At 66.5% G+C, this 20460-nt stretch carries 17 protein-coding genes; 1 reads left to right on the top strand and 16 read right to left on the bottom strand.

What is annotated here, in order from left to right; all coding sequences use genetic code 11:
- Window positions 1–567 precede the first annotated feature (567 nt).
- A complete protein-coding gene (locus tag H3H54_RS16445) occupies window positions 568–2181 on the top strand; it encodes a hypothetical protein (RefSeq protein ID WP_262424699.1) in 1614 nt (537 codons plus the stop codon).
- Window positions 2182–2345: 164 nt separating this feature from the next.
- On the opposite strand, the gene H3H54_RS16440 is transcribed toward H3H54_RS16445, so the two are convergent.
- From H3H54_RS16440 to H3H54_RS16365, 16 genes are all read right to left on the bottom strand, one after another.
- Window positions 2346–4049 (bottom strand): DUF6270 domain-containing protein, encoded by a 1704-nt coding sequence (locus H3H54_RS16440; protein ID WP_262424698.1) that lies wholly within the window; start codon window positions 4047–4049, stop codon window positions 2346–2348.
- Window positions 4049–5884 (bottom strand): hypothetical protein, encoded by a 1836-nt coding sequence (locus H3H54_RS16435; protein WP_262424697.1) that lies wholly within the window; start codon window positions 5882–5884, stop codon window positions 4049–4051. The genes H3H54_RS16440 and H3H54_RS16435 overlap by 1 nt, the downstream gene beginning before the upstream one ends.
- Before the next feature lie 43 nt (window positions 5885–5927).
- On the bottom strand, window positions 5928–6149 hold the full coding sequence (locus tag H3H54_RS16430; RefSeq protein WP_262424696.1) for a hypothetical protein: 222 nt from the start codon (window positions 6147–6149) through the stop codon (window positions 5928–5930).
- Window positions 6146–6670 (bottom strand): heparinase II/III family protein, encoded by a 525-nt coding sequence (locus H3H54_RS16425; RefSeq protein WP_395962980.1) that lies wholly within the window; start codon window positions 6668–6670, stop codon window positions 6146–6148. The genes H3H54_RS16430 and H3H54_RS16425 overlap by 4 nt, the downstream gene beginning before the upstream one ends.
- The gene (locus tag H3H54_RS19775; RefSeq protein ID WP_395962978.1) at window positions 6574–7662 is read right to left on the bottom strand and encodes a heparinase II/III family protein; all 1089 of its coding nucleotides are present in this window, start codon (window positions 7660–7662) and stop codon (window positions 6574–6576) included. The genes H3H54_RS16425 and H3H54_RS19775 overlap by 97 nt, the downstream gene beginning before the upstream one ends.
- A 44-nt stretch (window positions 7663–7706) precedes the next feature.
- Entirely contained in the window at window positions 7707–11732 is a 4026-nt protein-coding gene (locus H3H54_RS16415; protein WP_262424694.1) for a glycosyltransferase, read from the bottom strand.
- Between the two features lie 160 nt (window positions 11733–11892).
- Window positions 11893–12414 carry a hypothetical protein gene (locus tag H3H54_RS16410; protein ID WP_262424693.1) on the bottom strand — a complete coding sequence of 174 codons (522 nt, stop codon included), beginning with the start codon at window positions 12412–12414 and terminating at the stop codon, window positions 11893–11895.
- A 269-nt stretch (window positions 12415–12683) separates the two neighbouring features.
- Window positions 12684–13937 (bottom strand): UDP-N-acetyl-D-mannosamine dehydrogenase, encoded by a 1254-nt coding sequence (wecC, locus tag H3H54_RS16405; protein ID WP_262424692.1) that lies wholly within the window; start codon window positions 13935–13937, stop codon window positions 12684–12686.
- 174 nt (window positions 13938–14111) lie between these two features.
- Window positions 14112–14336, bottom strand: coding sequence for a hypothetical protein (locus H3H54_RS16400; protein ID WP_262424691.1), 225 nt, complete (start codon window positions 14334–14336; stop codon window positions 14112–14114).
- Window positions 14337–14364: 28 nt separating this feature from the next.
- Window positions 14365–15825: a heparinase II/III family protein gene (locus tag H3H54_RS16395; protein ID WP_262424690.1), complete on the bottom strand. Its 1461-nt coding sequence runs from the start codon at window positions 15823–15825 to the stop codon at window positions 14365–14367.
- Between the two features lie 34 nt (window positions 15826–15859).
- On the bottom strand, window positions 15860–16045 hold the full coding sequence (locus H3H54_RS16390) for a glycosyltransferase (RefSeq protein ID WP_262424689.1): 186 nt from the start codon (window positions 16043–16045) through the stop codon (window positions 15860–15862).
- A complete protein-coding gene (locus tag H3H54_RS16385) occupies window positions 16042–16146 on the bottom strand; it encodes a glycosyltransferase family 4 protein (protein ID WP_262424688.1) in 105 nt (34 codons plus the stop codon). Before H3H54_RS16385 ends, H3H54_RS16390 begins: the two co-directional genes overlap by 4 nt.
- The gene (locus H3H54_RS16380) at window positions 16125–17111 is read right to left on the bottom strand and encodes a glycosyltransferase (protein WP_262424687.1); all 987 of its coding nucleotides are present in this window, start codon (window positions 17109–17111) and stop codon (window positions 16125–16127) included. Before H3H54_RS16380 ends, H3H54_RS16385 begins: the two co-directional genes overlap by 22 nt.
- Before the next feature lie 712 nt (window positions 17112–17823).
- Window positions 17824–18036, bottom strand: a complete 213-nt coding sequence (locus tag H3H54_RS16375) for a hypothetical protein (protein WP_262424686.1) — start codon at window positions 18034–18036, stop codon at window positions 17824–17826.
- Between the two features lie 604 nt (window positions 18037–18640).
- The gene (locus H3H54_RS16370; RefSeq protein WP_262426517.1) at window positions 18641–19036 is read right to left on the bottom strand and encodes a M23 family metallopeptidase; all 396 of its coding nucleotides are present in this window, start codon (window positions 19034–19036) and stop codon (window positions 18641–18643) included.
- A 293-nt stretch (window positions 19037–19329) separates the two neighbouring features.
- The gene (locus H3H54_RS16365) at window positions 19330–20454 is read right to left on the bottom strand and encodes an LLM class flavin-dependent oxidoreductase (RefSeq protein ID WP_262424685.1); all 1125 of its coding nucleotides are present in this window, start codon (window positions 20452–20454) and stop codon (window positions 19330–19332) included.
- Between the last annotated feature and the right edge of the window lie 6 nt (window positions 20455–20460).

Genomic DNA, 20460 nt, shown 5'->3' with positions numbered 1-20460 from the left:
GTCTGTGGGGTGTGAGGCAATCCAGCCGCCACCGACGACCCGGCGGGTGGGGTGGTCGCTGACCCAGCTGTATGCCAGGAGGTACTCTCGCCCCGCCAGCAGCGGAGTGTGCTGCCATTGAGAGACTTTGGGGATGCCCCGGAGCTGGTCGGCGATGACCCTCGGGGCGTTGGCCCATTTGCCGCCGCCTCCGGATTCTCCGATTGCGATCTGGCTCAGGCGTACGGACCCGTGCCCTTGGCGCCCTTCGCGAGGGTTCACGTTCTGGAAGTGGACTCTCCAGCGACGAATCGTGACGCCGTACGTGAACGGTATCCGAACGCTTCCAGCGGTTCCGTCCCAGTCGCGTGGGCTGCCACCCACCGTGAGGGAGAGGGGGACACGGCGGGTGGATGCGGGACTCATGATTGGTACTTCTATCAGCTTTTGAGGATGTCCGGGGCTGTTGCACGTTACAAAAAGGTGAAGCTGGCGAATGGCGGTGACGGGGATTGCAGTGCGCGGTTCTGCAGGCACGGTATGTGAGCCACGATAGAGTGCTCGCGGAGTCTCTCGAAGGAGCAACAGATGATTGCCAAGGTTGACGTTCTGCGGTTCCCCGACATCGAGGAGCGACGGCCGGCGGCAGATGCTCCGGCGGCGGACGACTTCACGATCGAGTCGGCATGGGGTGCGACTTTCGAGCCTGTCGAGGACCAGGACTGCTTCGCCGAAGGAGCACCGCTGGGTGGAGTGATCGCTCAGAGCGGAGAGTGGTGGTGCGTCGCACGGGCCCAGGACGGGCGCAGGCTGATCCTCGCGGATCGGTTCGGAATGCAGCCTCTCGCGATATCCCGTGCAGAAACACTCGACGCAGTGTCGCTGTTCGTCGGAACGTCCGCCGCGAAGACGGCGCACGCAGTACGGGCTGCCGGTGGCAGGTTGGATACCGACTGGGCTTACCTACTTGAGACCATCAGCGCGCGCCACGACTTCCTGGATTGCATCTTCGATTTCTCCACGCCGATCGACGGCGTGCGATGGTTGCCGCCGGATCGCGCGATCGAGGTGAGCGGGCACGGATTCCGAGTGGTGCCGCGTCCCGAGAACACTGCAGTCGGCGGGTACGACTCGTTATTGCGTGACGGCATCGACCGAGCGATCGCCGATGTGCAGAAGCTGGTCGACACGCATGAGCGGGTCGCCATCAACCTGTCGGGAGGCAAGGACTCGCGGGTGGTGCTGGCGCTCGTTCTCGGCGCTGGATGCGCAGATCGAGTCCAGATCGCAGCAACGGATCCGACTCCGCCAGGTGGAAGCATCGCGCATTCGCCAACTGTCCAGCAGGACCTCGAGATCTCCTCCAGGCTCGTTGAGGGGCTAGGGCTGGGATGGGTCGATTGGCGCAGTCCACGAGATCTATGGCCGACGACGGTCGAAGGAGAGCTCGCTCGATTCCAGAACTATCGACACGGCCTGACGAATCAATTCGTTCCGCTGGGGCTGACGTACCGGCTCACGGAGCCTGAAGCGCGGATCAATGGGGCTGGAGGCGAGATCTATCGAGGGTATTGGGCGGGGGTCTTGGAGTCCCACCCCTCGTGGAAGCGGATGGCGCACACAGAAGACTCGACAGACGCTGACGCGAGAACTCTCTTACAGGGTCTCCGAAGCCCGTTCCACATTCCTGGTGATCTCGCGGAGAAGGGTGAGCAGAGTTTCATAGAGGCTATAAGGTACTTGCCGGGCTCCACGCTTGCGCAGTCGCTCGACCGTCATTATGAGACGTTCAGGATGCGTGGACATGCCGGCGGTCGTCGCTGGGGGCAGACCTACGGGGCCACCAACGTCTCGATCCTGCAGCAGTCAGCTCTGCTGCGTGCCTCCGAGGCCCTCGACCCGGCCGAGCGGTACGAAGGGAAGGTCCTCTATGACATCGTCGAGAGCCTCGCTCCTGAACTGCATGATCTCGAGTACCAGTCTGGACCGTGGCCCTGGAGCGGGCAACGCTCTCCCATCCGGGACTGGTCGAGCATCGCCCCCGCATCGACGACTACCGGAAAGCACAGAAGCGGTCCCAGCAGGCGATACGTCCGAACCGCTATCGCGGCAGGCCACGGCCGGATATGGCGCCGGCGATCAGGACTGGTCTGTCGGCGCTGGCGGAGCAGATGCAGACGGACGGTCTGGAGACCTCTATGATCGATTCTCTTCGCGCCGCGCCGCCCACGGACTTGCGAGGACAAGGGCGGATGCTGGCTCGACTGTTCAATTGGGCCAGCAGCTACGGAGACGAACGGATGCTCCCCTTGGCAATGCCGGAGGCCCCACCCATGGTGCGGAGTTACATCGGCGCCTGAGGCAGTTCACCGCCCGGTGCGCTCCTTGACCATTTCTCTGCTCGGTTGAACGCTCGCGTGCCAGCCCCGAGCAAGGGAAACCCAGTCGCCGTCCGCGGAAGCTATGGATTCGATCAGCTTCTTCAGGACGACGGCTGGCGGCGGAACGTGGCCGTTGCCCCAATCGCCGAAGAGGAGCATGGCGTTCTGCCGCCAGCTGACGGCCTCGAACCAGGGGATGAGCTGCGTCGAGACGTGGGCGTCTGCCGAGTTCTGAACGTAGATCACCGTATTGGCGAACCCTGCTGCGTACACCGCGCGCAGGTCTGCCCGTGGGTGGGATTCCAGCGCCGCGCGTGACTGCGCGGTATCAGCTGTCCCGAAGCATGCTCGAGCCATGGCGTCCCAATGGATCTCGGCGTAATCGAGGATGCGGGTCTGCGGGTTGACGGGGAGGGCGAGAGATCCCGGGAACTCGTGAGAGAAGTTCAGGGCGGCGAACCCACCTCCGGACATTCCGAAGAACACGAGGTGCTTGGCGCTCATGCGGGACTGGAGCTCGCGGATTGCCTCGGTGAGCAGTGCGGTGAGGTTGAGCGAGTTCGTGCCCAGGTACCAGGCCAGGCCGAGGTCGTCCGCCGTGAGCAGCCCGGGATCCGAGACGAAGATCCTGTTCATCCCGCTGCCCGCGCTGATGGCGCGGCCCGTGAAGATGGGCGGCTTGAGACCGGATCCGCCGAGCGCCGCATGGAAGCTCACCAGGGTGGTCGGAGCACCGAGATTCTCGACGTAGAGGTCCAGTGGGTACCCGTTGTGCCAGATCGTCAGATACAGGGACTCCGGCAGCGTCGCGGGTATCTCGCTCGGAGTGCTGACGTCGGTGAAGTCGCCGTCGCCCCATGCGGAGGTGTCGCGGCGTGGGAATGGCTCTCGTCGAACGGTTTCCGCAGCGGAGTCGGTCACCGAGGTGATGGCGTTCGCGAAGTACTCGTAGGCGCTGTTCTGATAGTGGAACGGGCTGGGGCCCCACTGGTGGTCCCTGGAAGTCTTTGCGAGTTCCGGAGGAGGAAGCTCCGCCACCTGCAGTCCGCAATCGCGGAGGAAGGTGACGTACCGGGTGTACTCCTGGTTCGCGGTGGCGGGGTCCTTCATCCAGCTCTGGATCTCGAGCTGCTCGCCGGTGTCGAACTCGCTGGCCCACGGCGCGTGGAGCACAAGAGTGCGGGGCAGCAGCTCCGCGGCGCGAAGCGCGCCGACGAATCGTCGTGCCCCTTCCTGCCAGAGCGTGAAGTGCTCGTCGGTGCCGAAGGGGATCTGCGACGCGCCGCGTGACGCATCGCGCCCGCCGGCGCCCCAGAACTCGCTGAGCTTCGTCGCATAGGCGTCGCCGAAATCGATGACTCCGCCGCGCTCGTCGACGAGGTCCACCAGCACGATGTCGGTCTCCGCAGCATGCTGCTCGAGCGATCGGTACAGATCTCCCGTGAGATCGCCGAGGATCATCCGTGCCTGGAACTTCGACGCCGGATCGGTGATCTGCGCGCGCACGGCACTTGCGTTCGTGCCCGCGCTGATGAGCGACTGCCTGGCGACGTATCGCGTCAGGGTGAACTCTTCGGGGAGGAAGCCGAAGGTGTCTCGGCTGACGCAGCTTCCCCAGATGAAGACATCCGTCGGGGCCGCGGAGTCGTCACCTTCAGCGGCGGACGTGCTCTCGGGCTTGGAACTCATCAGGAAGGAACCTCGATCTCGATCATCTGACCCTCGGGAGCGGCCGTGCTCAACCACTGATCGTTCGCCATGAACTTCGCGGAGAACAGCGCCCAGGCGGCGGGTGCGCGGTACTTCTTGCCGTCGAACATCGCGCTCACTGCGGCACGATCGATGATGTCATCGAGCAGAGTCGATTCCTTGGAGAGGACGAACTGCTTGAAGTACGCGCTCAGCGGCTGGCTGTACGCGACGCGCCAGTTGAAGTTCGCACGGGGCTGATCGTGCGCGGTGTATGGCGCACGCTCGTCCCAGCTCTCGGGCTTGTACGTCGCATCCGGTCCGTTCTTCTCGAACGCCCAGCGATCTCGGAAGAACGGCAGGTCCACGATCTCGGGAGCGAGGATCGACATCACCTCGTGGGCGATCCGTTCCCCGAGGAGCATCGAGGAAGGCAGCGAGCGCAGCTGGCGGATCATCTGATTGTTGATCAGCAAGGTCGTGTGCGATGCCGTCACGGACTCTCCATGTCGCATGGTCGAGAGCCAGCGGCCCGTGCGGTTGGTGACATAGGCGAGGAACGCGGCCTGGACCGGGTCGCGATCTGCGATGTCCAGGTGCTCCTGCACGTCAGCAATGACAGCTTCGGCTGCAAGTGGAGTGAGCAGGTCCTTGTTGTTGAACCAGCGCGAGGTCAACGCCGTGAAGGCGTCGCTGCTGCTCGGATCGGTGGGAAGCTCCCGAGCGAAGCCCCCGCGGATGATCTCCCCACCCTGGCCGCCGAAGTTGGTCTTGGCCGTGACGGACAGATGCGCGCGAGACGGGTCCGGGAGCACGGTGAAGGCATTGCCCATACCTCCGGTGGAGCGCAGCGTCGCCCATGCCTGGGCCTCCGGGCGCGCCTCGAAGATCGACTTCCCACTGGCCGATCGCCGCACGGGTGGGGTGTGCAGCTTGTGCTCCACCCCGAGGGCCTCGGTGACACGGGTTCCCACGGCCGATTCGCCGCTCTCGGGCAACCCGTTGGTGTAGGTCGAGAAGTCGATGCCGGCGGCATGCAGGGTGGAGACGACCAGGCGGCTGTCCTTGCCTCCGGTGATCGCTGCAGCAACCTCCCCGGACCCGGCGGCGAGGATGCGCGCGTATTCGACGAGGCCCGTTGCGATCTTCTCCGCTGTGGCGTGGACGTCGATGGCACCGGCGTCCTGCTCCACCTCGTCGAACTCGATCCGGGCATCGGTGCGGTCGTCCGAGATCAGCTTGGCGGCGGCCTCGAGAGTACGAACTCCGGCGAACGGCGTCGCGTCCGCGAACGGGAGGCCGTGCATGAGGAAGGCAGCGGTGCCGATCCGGCTGTACTCCGGAGCCCCGTTGCCCCGCATCACCGCCAGGAGGGCCGCGGAGTTCGAGACCACCACGGCTGTAGGGGTCGAGATCCAATACAGCCCCTCGGAGCGGTGCTGGTTGGTGAAGGCCACCAGGGTGTCCGGTGTCGCGCCGAGCAGGGCGAAGCTGCCGATGCCCGACCAGACGGCGACATCGTCGACGGAATCGGCCTTCGATGCTTTCAGGCCGGCGTGCAGGTCGCTGCCCATGATTCCTGACCAGGACCAGATGCGTGCCTTGTTGCCGATCCACCCTTCCCGTTCGGGGATGGGCGGCTCCTCGTTGGAGCGGAAGAGCGTGGCGACCTTGCCCTCTCCGGGGATCCAGCGGAGATCCTGCGTCGTGTTCTCCTCTGGCCATGGCTGCACGGCATTGAGCGCAGCCTGCGCCGCACGCACGGCATCACGCAGAGGGCCGCGTTCGGAACGAGGAACATCGTTCTTGGTCCGGATTCCGACGAACAGGCGCATCAATTCTCCTTCGAGGTCCCTGCGGTGCAGGAGGGGTGAACGATTATCTCAGGGCCAGCGCGATTTCGGACGCGGTGTGGTCTCCGAGGGTGAGTGCTGCGGCAGAGTCCTGGACGAGCGCTGTGAATCTCTGGCTGTCGCCGCGTTGAATGTGCAGGAGCAGGCCCTCCTGCTCATCAGCTGCCGTGACCTCGAGGGAGCGCGGAGCAGCAGCCGGGGAGAAGCTGAGCCCCGTGACGATGCGGCCGGATCGCCCGGAGGTCATCGCCTGGATGGTGCGGGTCGGCTCGAGCTTGCGCCAGGTCGGTGAGAACCATCCTTGGTAAGGATTTTTCGTGCCGCGGGTGATCCGAGAAGCAGTGCTGTCCTCGGGCCAGGCGAGGCGAAGCTCATTGGTCGGCGTGCGCGCGATGATGGCAGGGTCCTCTCGCCGATGGCTCGCCTCGGGGACAGGTGCCACCACTGGCTCATGGTGACGTCACGGTCGGCGGTGAAGGAGTCGACCAGAACGGCGACCTGCCAGCGCAGAGAGATGAGCACGTTCCGCGTGAGCTGCACGCCTGCATAGCCGTGGTCATCGAAGCGGTAATGCTCGAAGTCGTCGTGCCTGCTCGAGGCGACGAGTTCGACGACAGCAGTCTTGTCATACTCGGAATCCGCGATCGTCACCGAGTTATGGGCTTCGCGGCTCAGCAGATGAGCTCGGTAAGGATCCTTCGCGTCGTACGCGTACTTCCCCGAGTCGACGAGCAGTGATTCGCCGCCGGCCCACAGCGTGAGCGCCATCCCGTCGGCATGGCCGTGGATTCTGTTCTGGGGCCCGAATCGGAGGCTGTAGAAGGAAGCATCCTTGAAGCGCTGGCGCGAGTCTCCCCAGGTGGAGCGGCCGTAGGCGTAGCCCGAGCCGAACACGGCCACCCTGTCCAATGGGGGATGCCCTTCGCGCCGGCGCTGCTCACATAGTCGATCGCCGGATGGCCGAGTGCGCGAGGGGTGAACTCTTCGGTATCACCGATCAGCTCGTACCGTCCGTCCGGGCGGGTCGCATGAGCCATCGCGAGGGGAGCCTTGGCCACCCGCTGAAACGCGTCCGGGGTGGAGCCGGTCGCGATCTGCACCCGCTTCCCGAGGGCGTTCCACCAGAGGAAGTTGATCTGGTGGTACTGGACTGCTCCCTCTTCGTTGATCCCCTGATCGTCATACGACTCATGGAGCATCTGCTCTGCTCGCTGCACCGCCAGCTCGACCCATTCCGGGCGCTCCAGCACGGTCCCGATGACCAGGAGTCCCTGGTGCTGCTGCAGCGCGTGATTGCCGGTGCGGATGTGCTTCTCCTCAGCCAGCCACTCACCGTGCTGCTCCAGCGAGTCGAGGAAGATCGGCAGCTTCTCCGGGTGATGGTCCTCGAGCACGGGGAGGGCGAAGGCGAACGTCATGGCCCGCGCAGCTTCGATCATGTCGGCCCAGGAATAGTTGGCGCGTCCCCGACCTGGAGGGTTCTTCTCGATCCATCCCTCCGCGATATGCAGCCAGAGGTCGAGGAGGGCGACATTCCCCTTCTCCGCCTGCCGACGCAGAGGATCGATCCAGCGGAGCATGTGGAACTGGGCGACCCAGTTCGGCTCCTTGAACGGATTCTCGTACCAGGTGATCTCCGCCGGCATCCTCCAGGTCTTGTTCGGCGGCAGGTCGAGGGTTCCTGCGACGAGGGCAGCGGCCTTTTGCGCGTCCTGTGGCGTCGGTGCGAACGGCGCGCCGAAGGCGAGCTGTTCGGCCATCTCGCGAGAGAAGCGCCGTGCCGGGGTCGTGGGATCCGCGCTGTTCATGAGGGGCGCCCGGTCTGTACGTCCGCCGCCTCGAGAGCATTCAGGAGCGCGGGCATCGATGTGCTCATGGCATACCGCCTCTCGATCTCTTCATGCTCGGTGCGCACCAGTTCCTGGCGCGCATGGATCGATGCGACCGTCCCGTCGACGGTAGCGCTCAGCCATTCCCGTGGGTACAGGAAGTCGCTTCCTGCCCAGGCCAGCAATGCGGGAAGCGCCCCGGAGGCCGCGCCATCGGCGATGGTCAGGTGGAACGACTCGAAATCGGAGACCGAGAGCGCGATCCCGATCTTTCGATACCACTCGGGCATGTCATCGCTCTGAGGGTCGAAGGTGACTGCCCCCGGGTGAGCGGCGTTGATCTCCTCGATACGGGAGTACTGCTCGCGGTACCAGTCCATCTCGTCCGGGCGGTTCACCATCCAGGGGAAATCCTCCGGGCGGCGTCCCTTGATGACCAGGCGGTACTCCGGGTCCACCTCGAGAAGCTTGGCGAGCACGTCCACCGCGAGGTCCAGGCGTTTGGCGCGGGGGACGATTCCGACGAACCCGATGGTCTTGGCGGCGCCTTCTCGCTTCTCGAGAGCGAAATCCTCGGTGCGCACGAAGTTCGGGACCAGCTGCGTCTTCGCCTCCGGGACCCCGTGCCCCTCCACGGCGGCGCGGCGGATCAGCTCGCCCACGAAGATATAGCGATCCACGCGGGAGTGGTCGACCCGGCTCAGATAGGGGCGGAACAGCTCCTGGGAGTGCACCCGCACGACGAGCCGCTGCTGGGGTCGCACATGCTTCGAGTACCAGATCGCGTTGCCGAGCCCCCACTCGCAGAAGACGGTGTCGGCCTGAGCCAGCAGCTCGATTGAGCGTTCCTCGTCATGCTGGGTGTGGCTCTCCCACTGGTCGATCAGCACCGTGTGCCCGGCGGACTCGAGGGCGCCGACCAGCGGTCCCACGAACTTCAGGTCGTGACCCGCCACGATGATCGTCTGTGGCGCGGCTGGCGGAGCATCCAGAGCATGGCTGTCTGCGGCGGTGCGGGCAGAGAGTTCTTCCGCGCGGGGCGCGGCCACCAGGAGCGTGACGGCGTCTTCGGTGCGAGTACGCAGGGCGTCCTCCACCGTGGGGGATCCGTTCGAGATCACCGTGGCCACGAGCCCTGTGGAGGAGCCTTCCGAGGCACCGGGCGCGGCCAGGGTGCGACCCACTGAATCAGCACCGGCCCTCTCCGCGTCGATGCGGTCCCAGCTCCCGAAGCGGGTGGCCAGAAGCAGGTCCTCGAACCAGGTGCGGGGGAGCGGAGCATCCATGAGCCCGATCCAGCGAGAATCGGCCTGGCCCGCCTCGGAGGAGTCACGGACGGTGATCCCGGCGAGTTCAAGCCGGCGCGTGGTCTCGGTCGAACCACCGGGAACGAACACCTCACGGGGCCGGTACGACTGCGTGAGGACCCCGTTGACGAGATCGGCCGAGCTCGCGGTGAGCACCACGGCGTAGTCGTCGAGCCGAGGGGCCCGCACCGGTACTCCCGCAGTGCGCAGCAGCAGCGTCATCGCGGTCAGCACCGTGTGCGAACGGTGCACCGCACGCATCTGGCGCCAGGCCTCGCGCACCCGGGCCTCCGGGTCCGTGGACCATGAGTGGAGGAGGGCTCGCCAGTACAGGGCATCCTTCGAGGCGGGGATGAGCCCGCCGAACGTCTCCTCGACTCCCCGGCCGGGGCCAGACAGTGCGATGCCGCCGCAGGCGGCGATCTCGACCACGCGGCGCGAGAACATCGACGGGGAGTTCATCACCGAGTTGCCGTTCAGATGAGCGAGGTGAGACTTGTAGGAATCGATCACCTCGTCATACGGCAGTGCTCCGTCGCTGAAGCGGGCGAACTCCGGCGGGAACTTGTACGGGGAGTCCGGGAAGGCGGCCTGCCGGTCATAGATCGTGAGTCCGAACCCTGCTGCGACCTCCAGCATGCGGTACAGATCCCGCGAGCGTTCCTTGTATCGGTCACCGTAGTAGGTCCCCGCGTAGGCGACCGTGTGGCGATAGGCGCGCTCGGTGGGCAGCGGGTTGTGGATCGCGGGCTGCGCGTAGAACGGCATCGAGGACACGGTGCGTGCGACCGAGCCGGGGGTGGCGAGATAGCGGCCAATGATTCCGCCATCGGTGGTGAACACGTGATCGCACAGCGCAGCGGTCGCTTCGAACCGCTGGAAGTGGATCGGATCCTCCTTGTTCCAGAAGGCGGTCGGGATCCCGTTCTCCCGGCAGTAGCCGAGCAGGTCCTGGATGTCCTGATGCTCATGGGGCTCGTACGCGCCCACAGCACGATGCCACTGCCCGTTGTTCCCTGACCAGGCGGATTCGACCAGCACGAGATCGACCGGATCCTGCTCGAGCTGGGCGAGCCAGCGCTCGCGATCGATGGCGACCGTGTTCACCGAGGCGGAGATCGACTTGGTCGTGAACTCGTCGGCAATGAGGCCGATCGTGACGTCGCTGAGGTCGACGCTCATGGGCGCGACCGAGGCCGCATAGTCCGCGACCGCCGAGCGGTGAGCAGCGCTCATCGTGCGGGCGACGGTGGTCCAGGTGCGCTCGTCGAGGACCCAGAGGCGGGCCGACCGTCCGAGGTCGCGACGTGCGTCCGCGTTGGTGAGCAGCTCCGCTAGAGCCTTGGAGAGGGACTCCGCATCGCCGGCCCGGAACAGACGCGCCCGGCCCTCCGTCTTCCCAGCGAGGTCCCGATGCGGAGCCACATCGGAGAGCAGCACCGCCTTCATGGTGGAGAACGCTTCGAGGGGCTTCAGCGGCGAGACCATCTCGGTCACCGGCAGGGAGAGGCGGGGCAGCGGCACGATGTCGAAGGTGCTCAGCAGGCGCGGCATCTCCTCGATCGGACGCCGACCCAAGAACATCACCTCCTTCGCACCGAGTTCTGCGCGCAGGGCACGGAGGTCCTTGTCCGCCGGGCCGGAGCCCGCGATGACCACCTGATGGTCCACACCCTGGCTCGAGAGGGTGGAGGACGCCTCGATGAGCGTGGCGAGTCCCTCGTATCCGACCATGCTGCCGGCGAAGCCGATCACCGGGACGTCTGTGCGGATCTTCCGGGACTTCGCGTAGGTGGCGTCCTTGGGGAGCGGCACGAACTCGTCCGTGTCCACAGCGTTGGGCGCGACGGTGATCTTGTGCTCGGGGATCCCTCGCCGGAGGAGCTCGTCCTTGACCTGACGGGTGATCGCGAGAACGTGATCCGCCTCCTGCGCGACCTGAGTCTCGAGCTGCTCGATGGTGCGGTACTGCTCGCTTCCGTCCCATGCGGGCTTGTCCGCAGCCTGGGACATCTCCCAGAAGCCGCGGATCTCGTAGACGAAGGGAACGCCAACCCGTCGAGCCGCGATCAGAGCGGGCATCGCAGTCCGGTAGTTCGACGCGGCCTGGATCACCGACGGGCGCTGGAGCAGTGCTTCCCTGGTGAAGGCATCTGCAGCTTCGATGAGATAGCGGTCCATGGGCACGGTGCCGAGACCGGTGCCGGGCAGATGCACGTACGGCACCTCATCGAGGGTTCGCACGGAGCGCACCGCGGCGGGCTTGGGCACATCGGCGCGGGTATCCCACGGGTAGCCGGCGCGTGCGACGACGCGAACGTCGGTGCCTGAATCATGGAATCCGTTCGCGACACCGCGGGTGCGCGTCGAGTACCCGTTGGAGTTGAACGCCGGAGTGGAGTGCACGCAATACATGACCCGCTCGGGCTCGGGCAGGTAGGCGATCCCCTCGGCGCGAGGCGGCACCGGGACGCCGTCATGGCGGAGCCGGTGATCGCCGAGGATGCGATCGGCGATCGACCGCTCCCGGGCGGCGAGCGCATCGACGAGCTCGGGGTGGTCGAGTATCAGCTGTGCGGGCTCATCGATCATGCCGTGCCCGTACCAGCTGCGGTTCAGGACCCGGTAGAAGGTCGCCGGGTCCGGATGGACCTCGAGCTCGTGGCGCAAGGTCTCCAGATCGCGCTGTCCCACCGGAAGCGGGGACTCCCACGCGGGTTCCTCTGCTGCCGGGGCGTCGGCGCGAACCGAGGGAGACGTCGCCTGCGGGGCGTGCGCGACGATCGCTGCCGGCGCCGTGGTGAGCTCCGAGTCAACGGCCTTGCTGGCGACAGGCTGTGGGGCCTTTTTGGCGTCAGTTCCTCAGGGGACTGCAGGGGCGCTGCGTCGCCTGCGGCCGTCGCGGGGGAAGCTCCGGAGACTGGTCGGTGACGGGCCCCTCGTTCGGTGCCGTTGTGGATCCGCGGAAGATCTTGGTGGGGCTCAGCACGGCCTTGCCGACACGGAATGTCCGTGACCCGCGTACCCGCTCGAGGTCCTCACGAAGCCGTCGACTCTCCCGCACGCTCTCCACGTGCCGTTCCTGCGCGTCTGTCAGGCGCTCCAGGAGCTCGTCCCGCTTGGTGCGGTGCATCTGCTCGAGCTTCTGCAGCTTCTGCTCGAGCCGACGGATCGTCACCTTCTGCTGTGTGGCAGTCTCCGCTGTCCTCGCAGCGGACTTGAGCTGCGTCTCCAGAGTCTTGATCTGCTGCCTCTGACGGCGGTCACGAGCGGCGAGCCCCTCGAATCGCCGGAGGAAGGAGACCGGATCGGACATCGCTTCCTGGGCGCGGAGGAGCTGAATCTCATCGGCAGGGCGGGTCTCGTCGTAGTTCATGACTCGTTCCGTTTCAGTCCAGGGGAGCGGGGGAGGGTGGGTGTCACAGGCCGATGGCAGTGCACGGCGTCCGGGCACTCAGGTCTCGTGAACAGAACGCGGTGCGTCTGAATCTACTGTCCCAGGAGACAGCGCGCCGGAGGAGCGCTATAGGTCGCGCCCAGAGTCGTGGGACTGCCGTGCGCAGGCCCGCGGGACACGCCTCTGCCCCACGACGCGCGGAGGCCGCAGCGTCGTGAGGCAGGGTGACCACGGAAATGCAGAAGCGCTCAGCGCCACAGGCCCTTGGTATCGATGACGATCTTCTCCTGGAGGAGATCGCGGTCGACCTCCTTGAAGGGGGCGTGATCCACCATCAGCAGCACGATGTCAGCGCGCTCGAGGGCGGAGCTGAGCTCGGTCAGCTCGACGTTGTCCTTCGCCGCGAGCTCTGCAGGGAGCTCGTCCACGTTGGGTTCCACGACGAGCACGGTGCCTTCGGTGAGCTTCTCGGCGAGGGCCCCGGCGATGTTGCGGCTGGGGGACTCGCGCAGATCGTCGATGTTGGCCTTGAACGCGATGCCGAGGGCCGCGACAGTCGGGTTCGTGAAACGGTCAGCCTTCTCGAGCACCTTCTCGATCACGAGCTCAGGCTTGGAGTCATTGACCTCGCGGGCCGTACGGATCAGGTTGGAGAACTGACGGTCGGCAGAGACGATGAACCACGGGTCCACGGCGATGCAGTGTCCACCCACGCCCGGGCCGGGCTGGAGGATGTTCACGCGCGGGTGGTGGTTGGCGAGCTCGATGAGCTCCCAGACGTCGATGCCCTGGCGGTCCGCAATGATCGACAGCTCGTTCGCGAAGGCAATGTTCACGTCACGGAAGGCGTTCTCGGTCAGCTTCGCCATCTCCGCCGTCTTCGCGTCGGTGAGCAGCAGCTCGCCGCGGCAGAAGCTCGCGTAGAGCTCGCGGTTCATCTCCGCGGCTTCCTTCGTCATGCCGCCGATGATGCGGTCGTTCTCCACCATCTCGATCATGATGCGGCCGGGAAGCACCCGCTCCGGGGCGTGCGAGACGTAGAGGGAGTTGGGGAGGTTCGGCTCGAGCGTGAACTCGGGCCGGGCATCCAGGATCACCTGGGCCATGTGCTCGGTCGCTCCGGGAGGGGCGGTGGACTCGAGGACTACCAGTTCACCACCGGAGAGCTGAGGAGCGATTCCGCGAGCGGCAGCCTCGATGTAGGAGAGGTCCGCGTCATGGTCGCCCTTGAACGGGGTGGGTACGGAGACGATGTACGCATCAGCCTTCGGCGTCTCCAACTGCGCGGAGAGCTTGCCCTGGGCGACGACGCCCGCGACGACGGTCTCGAGCCCTTCTTCAACGAAGGGGACGGTGCCGGCATTGATCGCGTCGACGTTCGCCTGCTTCACGTCGACCCCGATGACCGTCTTGCCCGCCTGCGCGAGGACTGCGGCCGTCGGCAGACCGATATAGCCGAGACCGATGACGCTGACGGTATCGAGGGGAGCGTTCGGGCTCATCGTGAACTCCTGGACATGAGGGGGGATAGGGCGTGCTCAGGTCACCGTATCTCGCGGGGGATCCCGAACGGACGGCAATGGCCCGATTGTCACCTAGACAACATCATCGTGACACCTGCACGAAAAATTACCGCTGAGTCATCACCACTCCGCATTCCTGAACGGGGACGTCCTCTACAGCCGCGTGGTGGACGGGATGGTGGGGAGGGACACCGCGGTCGGGGAGATCAGGATCCGTTCACGGAGCCTCCCGGTATCGATGTCCAAGCAGATCCAGTCAGGCTGGCCGAAGGGCACGGGATCGACCGTCGGAGTGCCGCCGGGGCCCGCAGCGAGCACGGTGACGAAACGGAGCTCCGTGCCGGAGCGTCGAGCCAGAACTGCCGTCGCCGGCGCCATCTTCTTCCACCCGGTCGAGACGAAGCCGTCAAAGGGTTCGTCCTGCGCGGTGACCGTCGACAGATCCAATGGTGCCTGGTCGAACCAGAGGGCCCCACGGCGCTCGCCCGAGGCGAGGCCGACCTGGTGGTCTCCCACCGTGGCCTCGACATCCGGCCCCAACTGCCAACGCTGGGTTTCCGGTCACCTTCCGCTTCGATGCCACATGGTCGATGACCACGAGGTACTCGCCAGTGATCGAGAAGATGACCCGGCGGCGCAGCTCGACGCCAGAGAAGCTGTCGTCCTCCAGGGTGAAGTCGTGGATCCGGGAGGTCGTCAGCTGACTCACCAGCTGGACATCGGCGTTCCTGAAGACCTTGCGGTTCTCGATCGTGAGCACGGAATGGGCAGCGCGCGACGTGAAATGGGCGCGCGCTGGACTCTTGTCGTACTGGTACTTCCCAGGATCTACCAGCCAGTTCACACCGCTCGCCGAATAGGTGAGCGATGTTCCGTCGGGATGGCCGTGCACCCGGCGCGACGGACCGAAACGAAGAGAGTAGAAGGTCTGGTCGGCGTACGGCCGCGATCGAGTGCCCCAGCCGCTGCGACCGAACACATAGCCCGCGTCGTAGACCTTCACCAGGTCCTTGGGGGCGGTGCCCGATCTGCCATTGGACGTCACGAATGTCGTGAACGGGCTCTCGACCATCTTCGGATTCTGAAGATCGGTGTCCCCGATGGAGACCAGCGTCCCGTCGGGTCGCGTGGCGTGGGCGATTTCCTCGGGGGCATGGAGGTGACGGTCCGCGCCATCTGGGCGGGGCATCCGCTCCGCATCGAAGCGCTTGAGCGCACGCTCCCACCACAGGTAGTTGTTGTAGTGATAAGCGACAGCGCCCTCGGCATTGACGCCCTGCTCGTCATACTGCTCGTGCAGAAGAGCGCTCATGCGGTCGGCGGCGAGCGTCCACAGGCCTTCGTCCCCCAGCACGCGGCCGCAGACGAAGAGCGATTCCTGCTGGTGCAGGGCATGGTTCGCGTTTCCCATGAACTTCGGGTCGGCGAGGTGCTCGGCATGGTCACGGATCACTGCTTCGAGCCATTCCAGCTGCTGCGGGTCCTGCCTCGCGATCAGTGGAGCGGCGAGGCAGAGCTGCTGTGCGCGGATCCCGTCGGACATATCAGTCCACGCCCAGGGAGACTGGGGTGCTGACCGAGGGTTCTTCTCCACCCAGTCCTTTGTCCATCGCCACCACATCGCGTACGCCCGCTGGTCACCCTTCGCCGCGGCGCGACGCAGCGGCTCCAACCAGCGGAGCATGTGGTACTGGAAGGTCCAGTTCCTGTCTGTGAACGGGTCCTCCTTCCAGGTGGGCTCCTCTGGGAGGGCCCACGCCGGATGAGGTGACATATGAAGTCGCCCAGTGAGCAGCTGCTTCACATCTGCTGGGCGGAACGAGGTGACGAAGTCCTGGCGGGTCGCCGCGAGTAGATCAAGGGTCATCGGCTGGCCGTCCGTCGGAGGAGCATCGAAGTATTCAGCGGGTCACCTCGGAGTAGACCTCTGCGATCCGCGCCGAGAGCTGCCGCCAGTCGCGGTTCTCCACGACCCACTGGCGGGCCTGCTTGCCGAGCAGCTGGACCTGGTCCTGCTGGTCGAGCAAGGTCGTGAGCTGTTCGGTCAACGACTCGGCGCTGCCCTTCTCATGCAGCAGACCATTCACTCCGGGGTGACGATCTCCGCCAGCGCAGCGACGTCGGAGGCGACCACGGCCTTGCCCATCGCCATCGCCTCGAAGGGCTTCAGGGGGAGACCATCTCGCACACCGGCAGCGGCAGGCGGGGGAAGGGCGTGATGTCGATGATCGAGTAGTAGCGCTCCACCTCCTCATGCGGCACCCGCCCGGTGAAGGTGATGACATCCCCGAGTTCGTCAGCCTTCGCCGCGGCCTGCAGCTCCTCGAGCTTGGCGCCGTCCCCGATGATCAGGACGTGGAAATCCTCGCGGGTGCGCTTCAGGGCGGCGGCGGATTCGAGCAGCAGGTCCAGGCCTTCGTAGTCCACGACGGTGCCCACATAGCCGATCACCGTCCTGCCGGTGACTCCGAGCTGAGCGGCGAGCTCTTCGTCGCGGGGGATGGGGGTGAAGCGCTCGGAGTCCACGCCGTTGGGGACGAGCGTGATCTTGTCGGCGTCGACGCCGCGGTCCACAAGCTCCGCCTTGAGCGCCTCGGTGATGGCGAGCACGCGGGTGGCGCCGCGAGCGGTGTCCGCCTCCATCCGTGCGAGGTACTTGTACTGATCGCTGCGACCCCATTCGGGATCGCGCGATGCTCGAGTGACCTCCCACAGCCCACGCACCTCGTAGACCGAGGGGATCCCGAGGATGCGGCCGGCCTTCACCGCGGCCAGACCGTTCCAGTGGTTCGAGGCCCCGTGGAGGATCGCCGCGCGCTCCGCCCGGGCGAGCGGGAGGAGAGCCTCCGTGTACCGCTCGGTGTAGTCGAACATCGGGTTCTTCTTCTCGATCTGGCGACCCGTGAGCAGGTGGTGGTAGTCGACCTCGCCCACGCGCTCGTGGTGCGGCAGATCGGGGACATCCGCCATCTTCGGCATGTCGTAGGGGTAGCCCAGGCGCGTCACGCCGTCCACATCCCAGCCAGCACGGTTCAGCTCGGTGAGCAGACCGTGCGTGCGGGTCGCGTACCCACCGGAGTGGTGGGGGAGGGCGTTGTGCAGCATGTACAGCACGTGATCCTGCCGCGGCGCGTACTCCGGCTCGGGCCGCATCTCGGGGAAGGGGAAGCCCTCACGTGCCAGGTCGGAGTTGCGGACTGCAGATCCTGAGCTCGCGTGCGCTCCCGACCGCTCTCCGTGCGCTCCCGACGGCTGTGCGCGCCGGGTGGCCTGACGGCTTCGCCAGGTGCGGAACCCCGAGATGCCGCCATGGCGAAGATGCCAGAGGCCCTTGCGGAATGAGGCCAGCCTCGTCGAGTCCTCGCGGCTCCACCAGAGCTTGACCTGGGCGGCACCACCTTGCCGGAAATGCCAGAAGGCCTTGCGGAGAGACGCAATGCTCTTGGACAACGGGACGGGCACAGCGGACCTCCGAGATGGGAATGGGCTGGCGCTCATCTTAGATGGCATCAGGAGCGCCCCGACGTCGCCCGCGTGCGTGCTGCCCAGTACTGTGGCACGGGCCAGCAGCCCTGACTCCCCGAAGGACGGCGATGACCGAGGTCGACCCGCACGTCGTATGGCGCCGTCGGGTTCGGCTCCTCCTCGGAGGGCTCTTTGCGGTGGCGCTCGTGGTGGTTCTCGCTGTGATGCTGAACCGTGAGGGAGATGGCGCCTCGCAGACCGCTCCGGAACCGTCGGCTGCTCCGGTCACGCCGCCACCGTTTCCCCTCGCCCCCGTCTCCACCGTGGACGACGTCACGCTCACCGTGCCCGAGGAGACCCGCTTTGCGCAGAACACCTTCTGGGCCGAGGCCGGCGCCACCTACGTGGTGACCATGGACCTCGAAAGCATGAAACCTGAGGGCAGCGGCGGACGCTCCATGTACCTGGGGATCACACTGAGCTGCTCACCGCAGGCGGGCGGCCCCGGCATCTCGGTGGGCGGCACCCAGAACATGCTCACCGGCGAAGTGACGCCGTACCGCAACCAGGGGATCATCAGCGTGCCCGAGGACGGCGCGATCGACTGCAGCATCAAGGCCTCCGCCCCCTACGACGACGTCGCCTCCAACGGCACCACCTTCCAGATCGAAGGCACCTGGCGCGCCGAACCCGTGGACGGGGAGACGCTCGAGAACTCGGAGGCGGGGCTTCCCCGCACCGTCGCCGTCGGCGCCGACGAAGTCGTCATGACAGTGGACCTGCCCTTGGAGGCCGCTGATGAGGAGGAGCTGCAGGCACTCACCACGCTCCACCTGACCGCCTGCACCGGCCTCAATGGCTCCCGAGAGGACGGTCGCGTCTGGTGCTCGGAAGACGCCCTCGACGAGGACGGCAGCACCGTCAGCGCCGAGCTGCAGGCTGCGCTGGTCGATGCGAGCGGAGCGGTGTGCGGTGTCCTGGGTGCCGAGTCGACGACGCCGGACCACATCGATATCTGGAGGCACCACCGGCTGCTGTCGCTCGAGCTCGTCGAGGCAGTGCCCCAGGAGCCGTGCGGAGAGATCGTGCGGTGGAGCGTGAGCGTGCACAACGAAGGGCCCGCGCCGGTGGTCGTGCATCGTTCGAACTCGTCGCTCGTCGTAATGGGGAGTAGCGCCGGCGTTCCTCGTCCACCTCCGTCGGGCGCATCCTTCGGCTCAAATCCCCACGACGAACAGCTCCTCGTTCGCCGGCACCCCGCGCCTCGGCGCACCGTCCTCGCCGAGGTACTCCCACTCGAACGGCAGGCCGTGCGCTGTGGTGATGTCCGGGCCGTCCATCAGCTGGAAGTGCACGTGCGGGTCCGAGGAGTTGCCGGAGTTCCCGCATTCGGCGAGCTGCTGCCCCGCGGCCACCCGCTCGCCGGGCGCCACCTGCAGCGAGCCGCGGCGCAGGTGTGCCAGCACGGCGACCACGGTGCCGTCGGGCGGGACGTCGGGTGCTGGGCCGTCGGCCCTCGCCGCCAAGCCGGCACCGTCTGCTCGTAGCAACACGTGATCGCCCAGCAGGTGCCGGGGCGCGCCCAGACTACGCACGAAGCCCTCGAGGAGCATGACGACCACCCCCAGGGGCGTCCTTGTCACGAGGGGCGGGCTCCCTGCGCCTTACGTGCCGAGGGCCGGGCGGGAAGCCTGTGGCCGCGGTGACGGGCCGCGGCGACGGTCGGGACATGGGCCCGACGCCTTCGTTTCCGCCGAAGCCGTCACAGATTGCGATGGTCGATCTTGCTGTGCGGAGGGTCCCCTATGATCTGGTTAGGACGCCTTCTGAGGTGCTGGACGACGTCTCGGCGCCGAGCGACCTGAGTTGAGTCCCGCATAGTGGTGTAGCGCAGGCACCTCTCGTCTCACACCCCCGCCAGCACCTCCCTCTGCGCCGCCTGCTTCTCCGCGATCCCGGCCCGGAGCGCCGGGATCAGCAGCTCACCCCAGTCCTGCACATCGCCGAGCTGGTCGAAGCCGCGGATGAGGAAGTTCTCCACGCCAAGGTCCCAATACTCCAGCAGCGCGTCGGCGACCTGCTGGCCGGTGCCCACATGCCCGCTGGAGTTGCCCTGCGGACCCATCAGCTTGGTGATCCCGAACCACAGCCGCTCGTCGTGCACGTCCCGCTCATGCGCGAGGCGCTGGAGGCGATCGGCGGAGACGGCGGTCGGCTCGCTCGGGGCGTGGCGGCGCAGCCGCAGCGGGTTGTTCACGGCGCCGGCCTCCTTGAGGGTCCGCGCCTGCTCGAGGTACGCATCGGCCTTCTCCCAGGCGGCCTCCTCGGTCTCGGCGACGACCGGCCGGGTCGACAGCGAGAACCTCAGCGCCTCGTTGCCGGCGGCCGCGGCCACCCGGCGGATCTCCGCGGTGCGGCCGGCCACCTCCGCCTTCGTCTCGCCGAAGAGCGCGTAGACGTCGGCGTGCTCGCCGCCCACCTGCACCGCGTCCTCCGAGAGTCCACCGAACCACAGCGGGATCCCGCCCGGGGTCACCGGATGCACGGCGCTCTGCGCGTCCTGGACCCGGTAGTGCTCCCCGGAGTAGTCCAGCGGCTCGTGGGAATCCAGGGCACGGCGCAGCAGGTCCATGAACTCCGCGGTGCGGCGGTAGCGCTCGGGTTTGGTGGAAAAGTCCCCGTCGCGCGCCTGATCGGCGTCGGACCCGCCGGAGATGTGGTGGATCGCCACCCGCCCGCCGCCGGAGAGCTGGTCGAGAGTCGCGAGCTTGCGCGCCACCACCGTCGGCGCGACGAAGCCCGGCCGGTGGGCGATGAGCACGCCCAGGTGCTCGGTCGCCTGCAGCACGGCGGAGGCGAGTGCGAACCCATCCGGCGAGGCGGAGGAGTACCCGATGAGCACCCGGTCGAAGCCGGCCTCCTCGTGGGCGCGGGCGAATTCGCGGATCCACCCGGGGTCGACGGCGGGGCCGGTGACCGGATCGGTCTCGGATCCGCGCTGGGACGAGAGCATGCCGAGGATCTCTGCCATTGCTGA

Origin of the sequence: Brachybacterium sp. Z12 (genome assembly GCF_014400405.1) — a bacterium.
Classification (GTDB): domain Bacteria; phylum Actinomycetota; class Actinomycetes; order Actinomycetales; family Dermabacteraceae; genus Brachybacterium.
Note: the sequence above shows the minus strand (reverse complement) of the source record. Positions and strands in the feature narration are given on the sequence as shown.

What these genes read in the sequence shown, in the direction of transcription:
- H3H54_RS16370 (WP_262426517.1), bottom strand. Translation starts at nt 19,036, where the DNA reads ATGCTCCTCGAGGGCTTCGTGCGTAGTCTGGGCGCGCCCCGGCACCTG.
- H3H54_RS16400 (WP_262424691.1), bottom strand. Translation starts at nt 14,336, where the DNA reads ATGGCGCCGGCGACGGCAGTTCTGGCTCGACGCTCCGGCACGGAGCTC.
- H3H54_RS16365 (WP_262424685.1), bottom strand. Translation starts at nt 20,454, where the DNA reads ATGGCAGAGATCCTCGGCATGCTCTCGTCCCAGCGCGGATCCGAGACC.
- H3H54_RS16395 (WP_262424690.1), bottom strand. Translation starts at nt 15,825, where the DNA reads ATGACCCTTGATCTACTCGCGGCGACCCGCCAGGACTTCGTCACCTCG.
- H3H54_RS19775 (WP_395962978.1), bottom strand. Translation starts at nt 7,662, where the DNA reads ATGGCCGAACAGCTCGCCTTCGGCGCGCCGTTCGCACCGACGCCACAG.
- wecC (WP_262424692.1), bottom strand. Translation starts at nt 13,937, where the DNA reads ATGAGCCCGAACGCTCCCCTCGATACCGTCAGCGTCATCGGTCTCGGC.
- H3H54_RS16435 (WP_262424697.1), bottom strand. Translation starts at nt 5,884, where the DNA reads ATGCGCCTGTTCGTCGGAATCCGGACCAAGAACGATGTTCCTCGTTCC.
- H3H54_RS16430 (WP_262424696.1), bottom strand. Translation starts at nt 6,149, where the DNA reads ATGACCTCCGGGCGATCCGGCCGCATCGTCACGGGGCTCAGCTTCTCC.
- H3H54_RS16375 (WP_262424686.1), bottom strand. Translation starts at nt 18,036, where the DNA reads ATGCTGCAGTCGATCGCGCCGTCCTCGGGCACGCTGATGATCCCCTGG.
- H3H54_RS16425 (WP_395962980.1), bottom strand. Translation starts at nt 6,670, where the DNA reads ATGGCGCTCACGCTGTGGGCCGGCGGCGAATCACTGCTCGTCGACTCG.
- H3H54_RS16410 (WP_262424693.1), bottom strand. Translation starts at nt 12,414, where the DNA reads ATGAACTACGACGAGACCCGCCCTGCCGATGAGATTCAGCTCCTCCGC.
- H3H54_RS16445 (WP_262424699.1), top strand. Translation starts at nt 568, where the DNA reads ATGATTGCCAAGGTTGACGTTCTGCGGTTCCCCGACATCGAGGAGCGA.
- H3H54_RS16380 (WP_262424687.1), bottom strand. Translation starts at nt 17,111, where the DNA reads ATGCGGCCCGAGCCGGAGTACGCGCCGCGGCAGGATCACGTGCTGTAC.
- H3H54_RS16440 (WP_262424698.1), bottom strand. Translation starts at nt 4,049, where the DNA reads ATGAGTTCCAAGCCCGAGAGCACGTCCGCCGCTGAAGGTGACGACTCC.